Raw genomic sequence first — 16,412 nt, forward strand, 5'->3', positions numbered from 1 at the left:
CAGGCCAACGGGGCCGCGCGCGAAGAGGTCGAGGTGCTCGACGTCGCGCAGATGCTGCTCGCGTCCGTGAAGGGCGAGCAGGCGACCAAGCCGACTCGGCGGGGGTTTCACTTGCTGTAGAGCGCGTCGACCTCGTGGCTGAACTCGCGCATGACCACGTTGCGCTTGAGCTTGAGGCTGGGGGTGAGTTGGCCACCCTCCTCGGTCCAGGACTCGGGGATGATCGCGAACTTGCGGATCGACTCCGCCTTCGAGACGGCCTTGTTGGCGTCGTCGACGGCGCTCTGGATGGCGGCGCGCAGGTCCTCGTCCTCGACGAGGTCCTCGATGTTGCCGGACTTGTCGTTGGCCTCGGCCCAGGTGGGCAGCGCCTCGGGGTCGATGGTGACGATCGCGCCGATGAACGGCTGGCCGTCGCCCACGACGATGCACTGGTCGACGAGCACGTGGGCGCGCAGGCGGTCCTCGAGGACGGCCGGGGCGACGTTCTTGCCGCCGGCGGTGACCAGGATCTCCTTCTTGCGGCCGGTGATCTTGACGAAGCCCTCGTCGTCGACCTCGCCGAGGTCGCCGGAGTGGAACCAACCGTCCTCGGTCTTCGCGTCCGAGGTGGCGGCCGGGTTCTGCCAGTACTCCTTCAGCACCTGGCCGCCCTTGAAGAGCAGCTCGCCGTCGTCGGCGACACGCACCGAGGTGCCGGGAATCGGCCGGCCGACGGTGCCGATCTTGAACGCCTCGGGCAGGTTGACGGTGAGCGCGCCGGTCGTCTCGGTGAGGCCGTAGCCCTCCAGGACGGTCACGCCGATGCCGCGGTAGAAGTGGCCAAGGCGGTCGCCGAGCGGTGCCCCGCCGGAGATCGCGTAGGAGCAGTTGCCGCCGAGCGCGGCGAGCAGCTTGCCGTAGACGAGCTTGGAGAACAGCTTGTGCTTGGCGGCGAGCAGGAACGGCGCCTTGCCGGTCTCGGTGGCCCGGGAGTATTCGATCGCGACCTCGGTGGCCATGTCGAAGATGCGGCCCTTGCCGTCGGCGACGGCCTTCTGCGAGGCGGTGTTGTAGACCTTCTCGAACACCCGCGGCACGGCCAGCACGAAGGTCGGCTGGAAGGTGCCGAGGTCGGCGACGAGGTTCTTGATGTCGGGGGTGTGGCCCAGACGGGTGCGGGACGTGATGCAGCCGATCTGGATGATCCGCGCGAAGACGTGCGCGAGCGGCAGGAACAGCAGCGTGCTGCGGCCCTCGATGTTGAACAGGCCGTCGAGCGAGTCGACGACGACACCGAGCTCGAACATGAAGTTGCCGTGGGTCAGCACGCAGCCCTTCGGGCGGCCGGTGGTGCCGGAGGTGTAGATCAGCGTCGCGGCGTCGTCGGGGGTGACCGCGCTGCGGCGGGCCTCGAGCTGCTCGTCGGTGATGTCGGCGCCGAGCTTGACCAGCAGGTCGATGGCGTTGTCGTTGATCGACCACACGCTGTTGAGCGCGGCGCAGGACGCGCGGACCTCGCTGATCCGGCTCATGTGGCCGGCGTCCTCGGCGATGATCGCCACGGCGGCGGAGTCCTGGAGGATCCACTCGATCTGCTCGGCCGAGGAGGTCTCGTAGATCGGCACCGTCGTCGCGCCGGCGAACCAGATCGCGTAGTCGATCAGTGTCCACTCATAGCGCGTCTTCGAGAGCAGCGCGACCCGGTCCCCAGCGCCGACACCCGCCGCGATCAGTCCCTTGGCGACCGCCGAGACCTCAGCGAGGAACTCGGACGACGTCACGTCGACCCAGGAGCCGTCCGCGCCGGGCCGGCTGAGGACGGCGGCATCGGGTGCCTCAGCGGCGTTGCGCACGACATCGTCGCTCAGACTGCCGGTGGGGGGAACAACGTACGTCGCGGGCGTGGAGAACTCGCGCACTAGGGCCTCCGCATACTGATGGTAGGTGGGTACGAACCGGAGGTTACCCCCGTCACAGCCCGACCATTTCACCGGGATGCTATCCGGTACGCTCCATGGCACCTAGCAAGTCAGGGAGTGAGGACACCACCGATGGCCGATCAGACCACCTCGACGATCGTGATCGAGGCCGCGCCCTCGGCAGTGATGGCGGTGATCGCGGACTTCAAGTCCTATCCGGCCTGGGCCAAGGGCATGCAGGAGGTCAGCGTCCTCGAAACGGGCGTCGACGGGCGCGCCGAGCAGGTCCGGTTCGTGCTGGATGTCGCGCCGATCAAGGACGAATACACCCTGACGTACGACTGGGACGACGACCGCCAGGTGACCTGGTCGCTGGTCAAGGGCAACCTGCTGCGGTCGATGGACGGCGCCTACGTGCTGCGCGACCTCGGTGGTCGCACCGAGGTCACCTACCGGCTCGCGCTCGACCTGAGCATCCCGCTGATCGGCATGCTCAAGCGCAAGGGCGAGAAGGTCCTGATCGACACCGCGCTGCGAGGCCTCAAGCAGAGAGTCGAGAAGCAGGGCATGCCTTCGTGAGAATCCTCCTCTTCACCGGCAAGGGCGGCGTCGGCAAGTCGACCGTCTCGGCCGGCACCGCGGCGATGTCCGCGGCCCGCGGCCTGCGCACCCTGGTCCTCTCGACCGATGCCGCTCACTCCCTGGGCGACGCCTTCGGGGTCGAGGGGGCGCTGGGTTCGGAGCCGGTCCCGGTCACCGAGCACCTCTACGTCCAGCACGTCGACGCCCAGCGCCGCTTCGAGGAGTCGTGGGCGGAGGTGCAGGGCTATCTGCTGAGCGTCCTGGACACGATCGGGGTGGACCGGATCGCCGCCGAGGAGCTGACCATCATCCCGGGGGCCGAGGAGGTATTCGCGCTCCTGGAGCTGCGCCGGATGGCGGTCTCGGGGGAGTGGGACACGATCGTGGTCGACTGCGCCCCGACCGCCGAGACGCTGCGGCTGCTCGCCCTTCCCGAGGCCCTGGGCTGGTATCTCGAGCGCATCCTTCCGGTGCAGCGCAAGATGGTGAAGGCGCTCAAGCCGGTGCTGACCAAGGCCTCCGGTGTCCCGATGCCCGGCGACTCCGTCTTCGACGCCCTGGTGCGCCTCCACGACGAGCTCGCGGAGGTCCGAGCCCTGCTGTCCGGCCCCGAGGCGTCCGTACGCATCGTGCTGACCCCCGAGCGGGTCGTGCTCGCCGAAGCGCGACGGTCCTGGACGACGCTCTCCCTCTACGGCTACCGCGTCGACGGTGTCGTCGCCAACCGGATCTTCCCGGCCGGCGGCTCCGACGACTGGCGCGCCGGCTGGGTCAAGGCCCAGGACGACGTGCTCGGCGACGTCGGCGCCTCCTTCGAAGGCCTGCCGGTCTGGCGCTCGTTCTACCGGCCGACCGAGCCGGTGGGGGTCGAGGACCTGCGCGAGGTAGCCGAGGCCGCCTACGCCTGGACCGGCAGCGTCGACCCGCTCGCCGTCCCCGAGACCGCGGCCCCGTTCCGCACCGAGACCACCGGCGAGGCCACGATCGTCCACCTCGCGCTGCCCGGGCTGGCCCAGTGGGTCGACCGCGACCAGGTCCAGCTGGGCCGCAACGGCGACGAGCTGGCGATCACCGTGGGGGCCTACCGGCGCCTGCTGACCCTTCCCGCCGCACTCGCCCGGATGCGCGTCAGCGGGGCGCGGGTCGAGGGCGGGGAGCTGCGAGTAACGTTTTCTCGTCAGACGACGAACACCGAGAGCGAGTTGTCGTGAGCGAGCAGCGCCACGAGTGGGCGGACGAGCCGTTGGGGTCGACCGCCGAGGAGCTCGGCCGGCTGATGGAGGCCATCGGCGAGTGGGCCAAGGACTCCCGGATCGGCCACTTCACCGAGGCGGTCGGAGAGCATCTCGATACCGGGGCACCGGAGTGTGCCTACTGCCCGCTGTGCCGTACCGTACATGTCCTCCGGGAGTCGAGTCCGGAGGTCAAGGTGCACCTGGCCAGCGCTGCCGCATCGTTGATGCAGGCCGCGGTCACGGTGCTCAATGCGGCGGCCACGAGTCCGGGTGCTGGCCCTAGTGAAGGCGAGGATGCTCACAGTGATGGCGTGCGGGCTGAGGAAGATGCGACCCGGGACTGGGCGCAGCGCTCGGAGAAGGTCGAGCGGATCGATCTCGACGGCTGGAGCTGAGGCATGACGGCGACGAAGAAGCTCGCCTGTGGCGTCGACGTCGGTGGCACCAAGATCCTCGGCGGCGTCGTCGACCACGACGGCAACATCATCGAGGACCACCGCGTCGAATCGCCGGCGAAGAGCCCGGAGGCCATCGAGGCCGCCATCATCGAGGTGGTCCTGGAGCTCAAGACCCGCCACCCGATCGAGTGCGTCGGCATCGGCGCCGCGGGCTACATCGACAAGGGCCGCTCGACGGTCATGTTCGCGCCCAACATCGCCTGGCGCGACGTACCGCTCAAGGAGCGCCTGGAGAAGGTCCTCGAGCTGCCGGTCGTGATCGAGAACGACGCCAACGCGGCCGCGTGGGGCGAGTTCGAGTACGGCGCGGGTGCCGAGGTCGACAACATGATGCTGGTGACCGTCGGCACCGGTGTCGGCGGCGGCCTGGTGCTCGAGGGCGAGCTCTACCGCGGTGCCTTCGGCGTCGGCGCCGAGATCGGCCACATGCGGGTCGTACCCAACGGCCACCTGTGCGGCTGCGGCAACCGCGGCTGCTGGGAGCAGTACGCCTCGGGGTCGGCCCTGGTGCGCAACGTCCGCTCTGCCGCGCGCGGCGGCTCCCTGCTGGCCCGCGAGGTCCTGGACCGGGCCGAGGGTGACCTCGACAAGATCAAGGGCCCGCTGATCACCGAGGCGGCACGCGACGGGGACGCCTTCGCGATCGAGGCGCTGACCGACCTCGGCGTCTGGCTCGGCGAGGGGATCGCCTCGATCGCCGCCGTGCTGGACCCGGCCGTGGTGGCCATCGGCGGGGGAGTGGCCGAGGCCGACGACCTGCTGCTCGGGCCCGCTCGGCGTGCCTTCCAGGCTCAGCTGACCGGCCGGGGGCACCGGCCGATGCTCGACGTACGCAAGGCGACGCTCGGCAACCAGGCGGGTCTGATCGGCGCTGCTGACCTGGCTCGCAAGTGAGCCACCACAAGTGAGCGAGCGCCAGCGAGCGACGATAAATCTCAGGCCGCCACGTCCGTATGATTGCGCTTGCGCTACGGAGGTGGCGGCTTGAGCCTGCACATCGGTGTCGACATCGGCGGCACCAAGGTGCTCGCGGCGGAGGTCTCACCGGACGGTGAGGTGCTCCGCACCGCTCAGCGCAGCACACCCGGACGCCGGGTCGAGCTGGAGCTGGTGGAGGACGCGCTGACCGAGGCGGTCACCGAGGTGGCCGCCGGCCGGCCCGTCGCCGGCGTCGGCCTGGCCGCCGCGGGGTTCGTCGACGCGGCCGGGGAGCGGGTCATGTTCGCTCCCCACCTGCCCTGGCGAGGCGAGCCGACTCTGACCCGGCTCTCCTCGCGATGGGGCACCCGGGTGGCGCTCGACAACGACGCCAATTGTGCCGCGCTGGCCGAGCTGGAGCTCGGCGCGGCCCGCGGCGTCGACTCGGCCCTGCTCATCACCCTCGGCACCGGCATCGGCGGCGCCGTGGTCCTGGACGGCCGGATCGTCCGGGGCCGCAACGGCATGGCCGGCGAGTTCGGCCACATGCAGGTCGTGCCCGGCGGGCTCCCGTGCGAGTGCGGCCTCACCGGCTGCTGGGAGCAGTACTCCTCCGGCAACGCGCTGGTCGCCTTCGTGCGTGCCCGCGTGGAGACCGAGGAGTACGCCGGCTGCGCGCTCGACGAGCTGGCCGCCGGCGACCCGCTCAAGATCACCGGCCCGGCGGTCACCGCCGCCGCGGGCCGCGGCGATGCGCTCGCGCTGGCTGCGTACGAGTCGGTGGGGTCGTGGCTGGGGGTCGGGATGGCCGGCCTCGTGGCCGCCTTCGACCCCGAGCTGTTGGTCGTCGGCGGGGGAGTCTCCACCGCGGGCGACCTGCTGCTGGCGCCGGCGCGTACGGCGCTGGAGGCCTCGCTCGTCGGCCGCCTGCACCGCGAGGTGCCGCGGATCGTGGCGACCGCCTTCGGCGCGGAGGCCGGCGTGGTGGGAGCGAGCATCCTGGCTCGCCGCCTCACCGCGAGCCAGAGCTAGACGCGAGCGCCGTCGTCCCAGGGGTCGCGGGGCTCGGACGGCATGGTCGCCAGCAGGTAGACGAAGCCGGCCAGGAAGGCAGCGACGAGGCCACCGATGACCCAGCTGCTGAAGTGCCGGCCGGTGATCTGGGTGACCACGATCAGGACCAGCACGGCGACCGGTGCGCCGAGCACCCCGATCCAGGCGAGCAGGCGCGCCGGGGTCGGCTTCGGGAGCGGCGGTGGAGGCGGCGGGACGTAGCCCTCCTCGTCGTCGCGCCACATGTCGTCATAGGCGTCCGGCTCGTCGACGGTCTCGACGATGTCGATCTTCTTCTCGAAGAGATCGCGGGCGACGGGCTCCTCCTCGAGAGCGGGGCGGTCGCCGTAGTTCTCGACGATCTCGCGCCATGCTTCGTCGTCCGACGGCTGGCCCTCCGAGGGCACGGAGGCGTCGTCGGAGGCCCCGGTCGCGTCCTCGGGCCGGTCGTCTCGGTCACTCACTCCTCCAGCCTAGCCGGATCTCATGACAGGGTGCGGGAGTAGAAGTACCTGTCTCGTTATAGGCTGACCGGTCGAAGGCAAATAGGGAAGGCGATGGGGTGTCGACGAAGCTCTTCTACTCGTTCTTGAAGTGGGTGGCGATCGGGCCCATCCTGCGAACGGTTTTCCGTCCGTCCTATGAGGGCACGGAGAACATCCCGCGCAAAGGCCCGGCGATCATGGCCAGCAACCACCTCTCCTACGCCGACTGGCTCTTCATGCCGCTCGGGATGAAGCGGATGGTGCGTTTTGTGGCCAAGGCGGAGTACTTCACCGGAACGGGCCCCAAGGGCTTCCTGCAGAGGATCTTCTTCTCGGGCACCGGCAACGTGCCGATCGACCGTGGTGGCGCCACCGCCGCCGAGGGGGCGCTCATCGCCGCCAAGCGGGTCCTGGCCGAGGGCGAGCTCTTCGGGATCTACCCCGAGGGCACCCGCTCCCACGACGGCAAGCTCTACCGGGGCCGGACCGGCATCGCCCGACTGGCACTGGACACGGGTGCGCCCGTGATCCCGGTCGCCGTGATCGGCACCGATGTGATCGCGCCTCCGGGCAAGAAGTTCGGCAAGCTCGTGCACCCGCGGGTCATCTACGGCAAGCCGCTCGACTTCTCGCGCTACGAGGGCATGACCAACGACCGCTACATCCTGCGCGCGATCACCGACGAGATCGTCTACGAGATCCTCAAGCTCTCCGGCCAGGAGTACGTCGACATGTACGCCACCGAGGCCAAGAAGCTGGCCGAGGGCAAGAAGCCCGCGAAGAAGTCCGGGCCTACCAAGGACGTAGCCTGACGATCCACTCGTCCCACCCGTTCCCGACGCCGGAGGATCCGGTACGCCGGTTGCGCGGGCGTCTGGGTGGGCGGGTGTCGCTGTGGACCTCCGGCTCTGCCGGTTCCTGGGCCGGGCTGACGGTCTCCTCGCTGATGGTGGCCAACGGGTCGCCCGGAGCCGTCCTCGGTCTGCTCGATCCCGACTCGGACCTCCGTGACGAGCTCGAGGAGACCGGCGTGGGGGTCGTGTCGCTGCTCCACTGGCGTCATCGCGATCTCGCCGAGGCGTTCGGGGGCACCGCTCCCGCTCCCGGCGGCGCGTTCCGGTCCGGGGCGTGGGAGACGACCGAGTTCGGCCCTCGGCTCGCCGACGCGCCGACCTGGGCGGGCGTACGCCTGGTGTCGATGCAGGAAATCGGCTGGTCTGCTCTGGCGACGTGCGAGATCGTGGCGCTCGAGGTCGGTGACGACGCCGACCCGCTGGTCCACCGGCACGGGAGGTATGAGCGATGATCGAGGGCTATCTGCGACGGCTCGGCATCGAAGGACGGCCGGAGGCGACGTACGAGACGCTTGTCGATCTTCATCACCGCCATCTCGACACGCTTCCCTATGAGAATCTCTCGATCATGCTCGCCGCCATCGGGGCTGTGGGGGCGCCGGATCCGGTGGACCCCGAAGTGACGCTGGCGCGGGTCGCGGCCGGGGGCAACGCGGGCTACTGCTTCCACAACAACGGCGTCTTCTCGCTGGCGCTGGAGAAGCTCGGTTTCGATGTCGTACGCCGCTCCGGCCAGATGCTCGAGGCGACCGGTCCTTCGGGCACGCTGGATCATCTGGCGCTGGAGGTGCGTGGCCTGCCGACCGCGTCGAACCCGGCGGGCCGGTGGGCTGCCGACGTGGGCTACGGGGACGGCTTCCGTGACCCGTTGCCGCTGGTCGACGGGCACTTCCGGCAGTCAGGCTTCGTGTACCGGCTGGCGCGGGTGGGGGAGTCGGGATGGACCTTCCACCATGATCCGCACGGTTCCTTCAACGGGAGCTTCGTCCGCGGCGACGTGGCGCAGGAGGCGATCGAGGCGTCGCATCTGCGTCTCTCCACGCCGCCGGAGGGCGACTTCGCTCGCAAGCTCGTCGTGCAGCGTCGCGACGCGACGGGTGCTGACACCGTTCGCTCGATCCGGCACACGCGGAGCGGATCCGGGGCGTCGACCCGCGAGCTGCGGGACTTCGAGGAGTGGCGGGCAGCCCTGGGTGGTCTCGGGCTCTCGTTCCTCGGGGTCGAGGACGACGCGCTGCGCGAGCTCCACAAGCGACAGGCCGCCGACTACGACGAGTGGTTGCTGACGCGGTAGTCCGCGACGTGCTGAGATGGCGGACATGAGCGACGACGCACCTGCCCCCGAGCTGCTCGACATCGCGGCCGAGCTCTACGGGCTGCCGCTGGCCGACTTCACACCGGAACGCGACGCGCGGGTCAAGAGCCTGAAGGGGACGCCCCTGGCGGGCGCGGTCAAGGCGCTGAAGAAGCCCTCGACCGCGGCGTGGGTGGTGAACCTGCTGGTGCGCTACGAGACCGAGCAGGTGGAGCAGGTGATCTCGGTCGGCGCCCTGCTGCGCGAGGCGCAGACGGGCATGGACGCCGCCCAGCTGCGGGAGCTCACCAAGCAGCGGCGCCAGCTGACCGCGGCGGTGACGACCCGTGCCCGCGGCCTCGCGCGCGAGCACGGTCTCCGGGTGACCGAGGCGGTCGCAACCCAGGTCGAGGCCACGTTGACCGCGGCGATGATCGACGAGTCCGCCGCCCAGGCCGTACGCAGCGGTCTGCTCGTCTCCGCATTGGCCGCCACCGGGGTCGACGCCGTGAACGCGGCGTCCGCCGTCGCGCTCCCGGATGCCTTGGGCTTCGAGGTCTCCGAGGTGGTCCCTCCTCCCCGGGAGCCGCTGCGGGCCGTCCCGGATCTGCCCGACACCGCCGCGCTCGACGAGGCCCGGGAGGCGCTCGCGGAGGCCGAGTCCGCGCTCTCCGGTGCGGAGGAGCAGCGCGACAAGGCCATGTCGGCGTTCAAGGACGTCGAGGCGAGGTCGCTCCAGGTGAAGTCGGAGATCGAGGAGCTACGCCGCCGGCTGGCCGACCTGGAGTCGGCCGCCGCCGACGTCGACGACGAGCTCACCGAGGCGGAGGATGCCCGCGACTCGGCCGAGACCGCGGTCTCGGAGGCGGCCGCTGCCCGCGATTCCGCCGCCGCAGAGGTCGAGCGCCTCGGCGGATAGGTCTTTCTGACCGTCCGTGGACGCGGTCAATGTCGAGTTGTTTGGTCGACTATTCTGGCGGGGTGACCAAGACTGCCCCCGGCTCCGCCGTCGCCGCCCGCTACCGCGACCCCGCTCTCGCTGCCTTGGCGGCGACCAGCGCGGTGATCGAGCACCAGCTCGGACACCGGTCGGTGCGCTCGTTCTTGAGCGACCCGGTCACCGACGACCAGCTCACCGCGATCGTCGCAGCCGCCTCCTCGGCGCCCACCTCGTCCAACCTGCAGACCTGGAGCGTCGTCGCCGTACGCGACCCGGCCCGCAAGGCGCGACTCGCCAGGCTGGCCGGTGACCAGGCGTTCATCGAGGCGGCGCCGCTCTTCCTGCTCTGGGTCGCCGACCTCAGCCGCGCCCGCCGGCTCGCTGCGGCCGCCGGGACCCGGGTCGAGGCGACCGACTACCTGGAGTCGACGCTCCTCGGTGTGATCGATGCCACCCTCGCCGCTCAGAACGCCATCGTCGCCGCATCCTCGCTCGGCCTGGGCACGGTCTGCGTCGGCGGCGCCCGCAACCACCCTGAGGAGATCGCGGCTGAGATCGGCCTGCCTCCGGGCGCGTTCGTCGTCTTCGGCCTCGCGGTAGGCGTTCCTGACCCTGCTGAGGAGGCCGGCGTCAAGCCACGGCTTCCTCAGTCCGTCGTTCTCCACCACGAGACCTACTCGCCCCCGGGTGCCGATGACCTCGCAGGGTACGACGATCGGCTCGGCGGCTACAACGCCACCTACGGTCTCGGCGGCGGCTGGTCCGAGCGCGTCCTGACGCGCCTCGTCGGGCCCGCCAGCATGTCCGGTCGCCACCGGCTCCGGGCGCAGCTCGAGCGCCTCGGGCTCGCCGGCCGCTGACTCAGATGCTCTTCCGCATCCGGACCAGCGGGACGGGTGCGCCGCCACGGTCGTCGGTGATCCGCTCGACGGGTTCGAAGCCGTACGCCGTGTAGAGCGGCTCGCCGGAGAGGGTGCCCATCAGCTCGAGGGTGGTGAAGCCCTCCGCTGCCGCCGCCTGCTCGCAGAGGTCGAGGATCAGCCTGCCCACGCCGCGTCGGGCGAAGGCCGGGTTGGTGTACATCGCCCGCACCCGGGCCGGGTCCGTCCTCGGGTCCAGGAGCTTCGGCTCGCGGCCCGGGGTGTGGTCGCCGCCGTAGAGCGTCGCCCTTCTGCTCCAGCCGCCGCAGCCGGCGATCTGATGGTCCTCTTCGACCACGAAGTAGGAGCCGTCCTCGATCAGCTGGGTGTCGATGCCCATCACGGTTCGGCTCGAGGTGATCTGGGCCGCGGTCAGAAAGCCCTTCTGGAGCTCTCCGATCGACACGTTCATGATCGCCGTCAGGGCTGGGATGTCTTCTTGGGTTGCGATGCGGTGGGTGAAGGGCACAGGTCAAAGCGTGTCATGACGCTGCGATGTCCTTGCCGCGTGGCCAGAACCAGGATTCCTGTGTGAGGTAAGTCACGTGAATTCGGTCGAACCTATTGACGCTGTAAAACGATGTCGATAACGTTTTCCAGCGAGTTCGCGCGAGCTCTGAGGTACACCGACCACCTTTCATTCCGGGAGAACAGGATCGATGATGACCCGAGTTCGTGTCAGACCCCTGCGCACCATGAAGGCCAGAGGAACCGCCGCCTTCACCACCCTCGCCGCCCTGGTGATCACCAGCGGTATCGCCATCACCGCCGTCGCCGGGCCCGCCCGGGCCGACGGCTCCACCCTGCAGGCAGCCGCGGCCGAGTCCGGCCGCTACTACGGCACTGCCATCGCCGCGAGTCGGATGTCCGACTCGCAGTACACGACCATCGCGAACCGCGAGTTCAACATGATCACGGCCGAGAACGAGATGAAGATGGACGCGACCGAGCCGTCGCCGAACCAGTTCAGCTTCTCCTCCGGGGACCAGATCGCCAACTGGGCCATCCAGAACGGCAAGCGGGTCCGTGGGCACGCGCTGGCCTGGCACTCACAGCAGCCGGGCTGGATGCAGAACATGGAGGGCAGCTCGCTCCGCAGCGCGATGCTCAATCACATCGCCGGGGTCGCCGGCCACTACCGCGGCAAGATCTACGCCTGGGACGTGGTGAACGAGGCCTTCGAGGACGGCTCCTCCGGGGCGCGCCGCAACTCCAACCTGCAGCGCACCGGCAACGACTGGATCGAGGCCGCCTTCCGTGCCGCCCGCTCCGCCGACCCGAACGCGAAGCTCTGCTACAACGACTACAACACCGACAACTGGAGCCACGCGAAGACGCAGGCCGTCTACAACATGGTCCGCGACTTCAAGTCGCGCGGCGTACCCATCGACTGCGTCGGCTTCCAGGCCCACTTCAACTCGGGCAACCCGGTGCCGAGCAACTACCACGTCACGCTGCAGAACTTCGCCGACCTGGGCGTTGACGTACAGATCACCGAGCTCGACATCGCCGGCTCCGGCACCTCGCAGGCCGAGCAGTTCCGCGGTGTGACCCAGGCCTGCATGGCGGTGACCCGCTGCACCGGCATCACCGTCTGGGGCGTACGCGACACCGACTCGTGGCGGGCCTCGGACACCCCGCTGCTCTTCGACGGCTCCGGCAACAAGAAGCTGGCCTACGGCTACGTCCTCGACCAGCTCAACACCGCGGACGGCGGGTCCAACCCGCCGGCGGGTAGCTGCACGGTGAGCGTCACCCGGACCGAGTCCTGGAACGACCGGTTCAACACCGTGTTCGCCGTCAGCGGCACCGACGACTGGGTGGTCCGGATCAGCACGGGCTCGGGCCAGAGCGTGCAGAACGCCTGGAACGCGACCGTCTCCGGTACGTCGGGAACGCTCACCGCCACACCGAACGGGAACGGCAACCAGTTCGGGATCACGCTCTACTCGGGCGGGAACACCGCGACACCGACCGCGACCTGTACCGCGGCCTGACACCGATACGCCTGAGGCCTCGGCTGCGGATGATCCGCAGCCGAGGCTGCGTCGTCGGACAGTGGCGACGGTCGCCTCAGAGCTCCTCGAGAGCGTCCTCTCCGGAGGCGGGGTCGTAGAGGTAGACCTGCTCGCCCGCGCGTGGGTCGCGGGCGGAGAGCACGTGGAAGGTGGGGGAGGCCGGGTCGGCGAGGTCGACGACGGTCGCGCCGGCGCCGAGCACGCCGCGTACGAGATGCGGGGGAGCGGTGGTGTCGATGCGCGTCACGACGCCGGGGGTCACCCAGACGGGTACGCCGGCGAGGAATCCGCTGGCCTGGAAGTGCAGGTGTCCGGTGAGGATCGCGCGTACGTCGCTGCTCCGCACCACCCGGCCGAGGGCGGAGATGTTTCGCAGGACGACATCGGCGACGTACGGGACCGAGGCGAGGTGAAGGGGCGGATGGTGCAGGACGAGGACGGTTCCGTCGCGTACCGGAGTGGCCAGCTCGTTCGCGAGGCAGGCCAGTTGGTGCTCGTCGAGGAAGCCGTGGGTCTTGCCCGGGACCAGGCTGTCGATGGTGATGACCCTGAGCTCGCCCAGGTAGCTGACCGCCGCGCACAGGTCCGAGTCGGGATCGAGCAGCTGGCCGCGGTCGCTCCCGTCGGGATCGCGATGCCCGCTGCCGAGCACCTCGCGGAACGGTCCGCGGGCATCGTGGTTGCCCGTCGAGTAGAGGTGCGGGATGCCGCGCTCGGCCGCGAACGCGCCCACCCTCTCCAGGACCGCGGCGCAGCCTGCGGCCGAGCCGTCATCGGCGATGTCGCCGCTGACCACGACGGCGTCCAGGCCGGGCAGGTGACGGGCGTCGTGCAGGATGCGCTCGAGAGCGGCGACGGCGTCGACACCGTCCATGTCGACGCCGGTCGCGGAGACGTGGGTGTCGGAGAGATGCAGGATCCGGGTCAAGGTGTGCTTTCTGTCCGAGTCGAATGGGGTCAGGTGGTGAAGGCTGACATGCGAACCTCGGCCACGCCGTCGTGCTCGCCGAGGACGGCGACGTCGAGGTAGTGGGCGTCGACCTCCTCCCCGACCTGGGTGAGGTCGACCTGGACGCAGGCGACCGCGTCCGTGCAGCCGGCCTCGCCCAGCACGGGGGAGCCGGGAACCTGCGCGAGCCAGGTGTCGAGATCGGAACGCGGGACCGTCATGGTGCCCTCCATCTGCCAGTCCTGGAACCCGACATAGGTGCAGGTCGCAGCCGAGCTCCCGGCCGGCAGGTCCGGCACACCGACCGCCTCGGCGAGCTCGACGCAGTCGATCGGCTCGGTCCCCGCGGAATCATCGAGGTTTGTGCCGACCCAGGCGACCAGCCCGACGAGACCGACCAGCACCAGGACCACGAACACGGCACCCGCGACGAGCGCCCAGCCCCACCAGGGCACCCGTCGCGGTGTGCTCATGCCCACTGTCGGGAGCGCTCGACGGCCCGGGTCCAGGAGGCGTACGCCTCATCGGCCGCATCGCGGCGCGACGCGTCGGGGGAGAAGTTGCGGTCCAGGGCCCAGGTCTCGCGGATCTCGTCGAACGAGGACCACACGCCGACCCCGAGGCCGGCGAGGAAGGCCGCGCCGAGACCCGTGGTCTCGACGTAGCGGGGGCGGGAGACGTCGACGCCGAGCTGGTCGGCCTGGAGCTGGCAGAGCAGGTTGTTGGCGGCCGCGCCGCCGTCGACGTTGAGCGAGGCGACGGGCGTCGGCATGGTCGCCATCACGTCGCGTACCTCGAAGGTGATCGCCTCCAGGGTCGCCCGCACGATGTGGGCACGGGTGGTGCCGCGGGTGATGCCGATGATCGTGCCGCGGGCGTCGGGGTCCCAGTGGGGCGCGCCGAGGCCGGTCAGGGCGGGTACGAACACGACGCCCTCGGACGAGGTGACGGTGCGCGCCAGGGCCTCGGTCTCCGCGGCCGAGCCGATGATCTGCAGGCCGTCGCGCAGCCACTGCACCGCGGCGCCGGTCACGAAGATGGAGCCCTCGAGGACGTAGGTGACCTCTCCGTCGGGCGACATCCAGCCCGGCGAGGTGAGCAGCCCGGAGTCCGATCGCTGCGGGGTGGTGCCGGTGTTGGTCAGCACGAACGAGCCGGTGCCGTAGGTGCACTTGGAGTCGCCCACCTCGAACGCGGCCTGCCCGAACAGCGCCGCCTGCTGGTCCCCGGCCACCCCGGCGATCGGCAGCGAGAGATCCAGGAAGGAGCGTGGGTCCGTGACCACGCCCTCGCCCCAGTTGGGACCGATCTCCGGAAGCGCGTCGCGCGGCACCCCGAAGAGGTCGCACAGCTCGTCGGACCAGTCGTTGGCGCCGATGTCGAACAGCAGCGTCCGCGACGCGTTCGAGACGTCGGTGACGTGGTGCATGCCGCGGGTCATCCGGGCGATGAGGTAGGAGTCGACGGTGCCGATCGCGTAGCGCCCCGACTCCACGTGCGCCCAGGTGTGCGGCTCGTTCTCACGGATCCAGGCCAGCTTCGTCGCGCTGAAGTAGGGGTCCAGGCGGAGCCCGGTCAGCTCTCGGACGCGGGCGTCGTGGTCGGCCATCGAGGCGCACATCGCGGTCGTACGCCGGTCCTGCCACACGATCGCTCGCCGCGGCGACCCCAGCGTCTCCCGGTCCCACAGCACGACCGTCTCGCGCTGGTTCGTGATCCCGATGCCGACGAGGTCGTCCTTGCCGTGGGCCGCGAGGACCGTACGGCACGCCTCCAGGGTCGCCTGCCAGATCCCCTCGGGCACGTGCTCGACCCGGCCCGGGCTGGGGAAGAGCTGGTCGAACTCCTCATAGCCCCGAGCCGCGACCTCGCCCTTCTCGGTCACGATCAGGGCGGTGACACCGGTGGTGCCGGCGTCGATGGCGAGGATGGAGCTCACTTGGGCGTCCTGACGATGTCGAGGATGCGCCGGTCGATCCAGGACAGGTCCTCGGCCACCCGCATCTCGTAGTTCTCGGTGGCGACCCAGGCGAGGAAGCCCGTGGCGCCCTGCGCCGCGGCGTACGTCTCCACCTCGGCCTCGATCTCCGGGGTGACCTGCACCTTCTCGGCCTCGGTCGACGCCGTCAGGTAGAAGTCGCTGAGGTCCAGGAGCCGCTTCAGCTCGGTGATCGGCGCCGCGTGGTCATCGACCCGGAGGTCGGCGGCGATGTCGTCGTTGCCGCCGTAGCCGGCCTCCTCGCGCACCACCAGGAGGGCCGCGCTCTGCCGGCCGCGGCTGTCGCCGCCGGCCTCGTCTCCCGCGGCCAGGGCCGCCAGCAGCCGGTGCTGCAACGGGTCCTCGGGGGAGGAGGCCAGCCAGGCGGCCTCCATCGCCTCGACCACCTCGGGGCCGGTGAGGATGTTGCCCTGGATCGCGTACGCCCCATCCTCGGTGGAGCCGGTCCGGCCGCCCGCCCAGGCGAAGCAGGAGGGTCCGGTGTGGGACGCGGCGTTGCCGTCGACGTCGACGATTCCGACCTGACGGTGGTCGCGTCGCTCGTCCTCCTCCAGCAGCCTCTCGAGGGCGACCGAAGCGGTCGCACCCTCGTCGAGGTGAGCGAGCGCGAGACCCTTGTAGGCGACGTTGGCCTCGGCCTGGGTGGCGATGGCTCCGACCCCCGCGACGGCGGCCGGGACGGCCGATCCGACGGCGAGGAACTTCGAAGCGACGGCCACACCCCAGGTGGGCTCCCCGGTGCCTGGATCAACTGCTCTGGCGACGATGGAGAAGGTCATGGCGCGACCCTATCCACGAAATTTCGT

General features: G+C 70.1%; 18 protein-coding genes. 11 read left to right on the forward strand and 7 right to left on the reverse strand.

Features of this window, described 5'->3' with window-relative positions; translation table 11 throughout:
- Positions 1–107: 107 nt before the first annotated feature.
- Positions 108–1,901 carry an AMP-dependent synthetase/ligase gene (locus ABZY89_RS19485; RefSeq protein WP_355229839.1) on the reverse strand — a complete coding sequence of 598 codons (1,794 nt, stop codon included), beginning with the start codon at positions 1,899–1,901 and terminating at the stop codon, positions 108–110.
- 132 nt (positions 1,902–2,033) lie between these two features.
- Between ABZY89_RS19485 and ABZY89_RS19490 the strand changes: the two genes are divergently transcribed.
- From ABZY89_RS19490 to ABZY89_RS19510, 5 genes are all read left to right on the forward strand, one after another.
- Positions 2,034–2,480, forward strand: coding sequence for an SRPBCC family protein (locus tag ABZY89_RS19490; RefSeq protein WP_355229841.1), 447 nt, complete (start codon positions 2,034–2,036; stop codon positions 2,478–2,480).
- Positions 2,477–3,694 (forward strand): ArsA family ATPase, encoded by a 1,218-nt coding sequence (locus tag ABZY89_RS19495; protein WP_355229843.1) that lies wholly within the window; start codon positions 2,477–2,479, stop codon positions 3,692–3,694. The genes ABZY89_RS19490 and ABZY89_RS19495 overlap by 4 nt, the downstream gene beginning before the upstream one ends.
- Positions 3,691–4,113, forward strand: a complete 423-nt coding sequence (locus tag ABZY89_RS19500; RefSeq protein WP_160024370.1) for a DUF5304 family protein — start codon at positions 3,691–3,693, stop codon at positions 4,111–4,113. Before ABZY89_RS19495 ends, ABZY89_RS19500 begins: the two co-directional genes overlap by 4 nt.
- Positions 4,114–4,116: 3 nt before the next feature.
- Entirely contained in the window at positions 4,117–5,070 is a 954-nt protein-coding gene (locus tag ABZY89_RS19505; RefSeq protein ID WP_355229845.1) for an ROK family glucokinase, read from the forward strand.
- A 90-nt stretch (positions 5,071–5,160) separates the two neighbouring features.
- Positions 5,161–6,126, forward strand: a complete 966-nt coding sequence (locus tag ABZY89_RS19510) for an ROK family protein (protein ID WP_355229847.1) — start codon at positions 5,161–5,163, stop codon at positions 6,124–6,126.
- Here ABZY89_RS19510 and ABZY89_RS19515 read toward each other — a convergent pair.
- A complete protein-coding gene (locus tag ABZY89_RS19515) occupies positions 6,123–6,611 on the reverse strand; it encodes a hypothetical protein (protein ID WP_355229849.1) in 489 nt (162 codons plus the stop codon). The two genes, ABZY89_RS19510 and ABZY89_RS19515, sit on opposite strands and share 4 nt — an antisense overlap.
- Positions 6,612–6,709: 98 nt before the next feature.
- Between ABZY89_RS19515 and ABZY89_RS19520 the strand changes: the two genes are divergently transcribed.
- The 5 genes from ABZY89_RS19520 (at position 6,710) to ABZY89_RS19540 (ending at position 10,580) form a co-directional block, all read left to right on the forward strand.
- Positions 6,710–7,444: a lysophospholipid acyltransferase family protein gene (locus ABZY89_RS19520; protein ID WP_355229851.1), complete on the forward strand. Its 735-nt coding sequence runs from the start codon at positions 6,710–6,712 to the stop codon at positions 7,442–7,444.
- A gap of 50 nt (positions 7,445–7,494) precedes the next feature.
- Positions 7,495–7,938 (forward strand): flavin reductase family protein, encoded by a 444-nt coding sequence (locus ABZY89_RS19525; RefSeq protein WP_355229852.1) that lies wholly within the window; start codon positions 7,495–7,497, stop codon positions 7,936–7,938.
- Positions 7,935–8,780 (forward strand): arylamine N-acetyltransferase, encoded by an 846-nt coding sequence (locus ABZY89_RS19530; protein ID WP_355229853.1) that lies wholly within the window; start codon positions 7,935–7,937, stop codon positions 8,778–8,780. The genes ABZY89_RS19525 and ABZY89_RS19530 overlap by 4 nt, the downstream gene beginning before the upstream one ends.
- A gap of 25 nt (positions 8,781–8,805) precedes the next feature.
- Complete coding sequence (locus tag ABZY89_RS19535; protein ID WP_355229855.1) at positions 8,806–9,699, forward strand: hypothetical protein; 894 nt, start codon at positions 8,806–8,808, stop codon at positions 9,697–9,699.
- A gap of 62 nt (positions 9,700–9,761) precedes the next feature.
- On the forward strand, positions 9,762–10,580 hold the full coding sequence (locus ABZY89_RS19540) for an NADPH-dependent oxidoreductase (RefSeq protein WP_355229856.1): 819 nt from the start codon (positions 9,762–9,764) through the stop codon (positions 10,578–10,580).
- 1 nt (position 10,581) lies between these two features.
- Here ABZY89_RS19540 and ABZY89_RS19545 read toward each other — a convergent pair whose 3' ends face one another.
- Positions 10,582–11,109, reverse strand: coding sequence for a GNAT family N-acetyltransferase (locus ABZY89_RS19545; protein ID WP_355229858.1), 528 nt, complete (start codon positions 11,107–11,109; stop codon positions 10,582–10,584).
- A gap of 193 nt (positions 11,110–11,302) precedes the next feature.
- On the opposite strand from ABZY89_RS19545, the gene ABZY89_RS19550 reads away from it, so the two are divergent.
- Positions 11,303–12,637 (forward strand): endo-1,4-beta-xylanase, encoded by a 1,335-nt coding sequence (locus ABZY89_RS19550; RefSeq protein ID WP_355229860.1) that lies wholly within the window; start codon positions 11,303–11,305, stop codon positions 12,635–12,637.
- 76 nt (positions 12,638–12,713) lie between these two features.
- On the opposite strand, the gene ABZY89_RS19555 is transcribed toward ABZY89_RS19550, so the two are convergent.
- The 4 genes from ABZY89_RS19555 to ABZY89_RS19570 are packed head-to-tail and all read right to left on the reverse strand — an operon-like array spanning position 12,714 to position 16,385.
- Entirely contained in the window at positions 12,714–13,586 is an 873-nt protein-coding gene (locus ABZY89_RS19555) for a metallophosphoesterase (RefSeq protein ID WP_355229862.1), read from the reverse strand.
- Positions 13,587–13,615: 29 nt separating this feature from the next.
- Positions 13,616–14,080, reverse strand: a complete 465-nt coding sequence (locus ABZY89_RS19560) for a hypothetical protein (protein ID WP_355229864.1) — start codon at positions 14,078–14,080, stop codon at positions 13,616–13,618.
- Positions 14,077–15,546 (reverse strand): glycerol kinase, encoded by a 1,470-nt coding sequence (locus ABZY89_RS19565; RefSeq protein WP_355229866.1) that lies wholly within the window; start codon positions 15,544–15,546, stop codon positions 14,077–14,079. Before ABZY89_RS19565 ends, ABZY89_RS19560 begins: the two co-directional genes overlap by 4 nt.
- Positions 15,543–16,385 (reverse strand): DUF1028 domain-containing protein, encoded by an 843-nt coding sequence (locus tag ABZY89_RS19570; RefSeq protein ID WP_355229868.1) that lies wholly within the window; start codon positions 16,383–16,385, stop codon positions 15,543–15,545. Before ABZY89_RS19570 ends, ABZY89_RS19565 begins: the two co-directional genes overlap by 4 nt.
- Positions 16,386–16,412: the final 27 nt, after the last annotated feature.

Source organism: Nocardioides sp. NPDC006303 (genome assembly GCF_040613175.1).
In the GTDB taxonomy this organism is placed as follows: domain Bacteria; phylum Actinomycetota; class Actinomycetes; order Propionibacteriales; family Nocardioidaceae; genus Nocardioides.

Coding starts and splice junctions, on each gene's coding strand:
- ABZY89_RS19490 (WP_355229841.1), top strand. CDS start 2,034: ATGGCCGATCAGACCACCTCGACGATCGTGATCGAGGCCGCGCCCTCG.
- ABZY89_RS19505 (WP_355229845.1), top strand. CDS start 4,117: ATGACGGCGACGAAGAAGCTCGCCTGTGGCGTCGACGTCGGTGGCACC.
- ABZY89_RS19530 (WP_355229853.1), top strand. CDS start 7,935: ATGATCGAGGGCTATCTGCGACGGCTCGGCATCGAAGGACGGCCGGAG.
- ABZY89_RS19535 (WP_355229855.1), top strand. CDS start 8,806: ATGAGCGACGACGCACCTGCCCCCGAGCTGCTCGACATCGCGGCCGAG.
- ABZY89_RS19550 (WP_355229860.1), top strand. CDS start 11,303: ATGACCCGAGTTCGTGTCAGACCCCTGCGCACCATGAAGGCCAGAGGA.
- ABZY89_RS19560 (WP_355229864.1), bottom strand. CDS start 14,080: ATGAGCACACCGCGACGGGTGCCCTGGTGGGGCTGGGCGCTCGTCGCG.
- ABZY89_RS19570 (WP_355229868.1), bottom strand. CDS start 16,385: ATGACCTTCTCCATCGTCGCCAGAGCAGTTGATCCAGGCACCGGGGAG.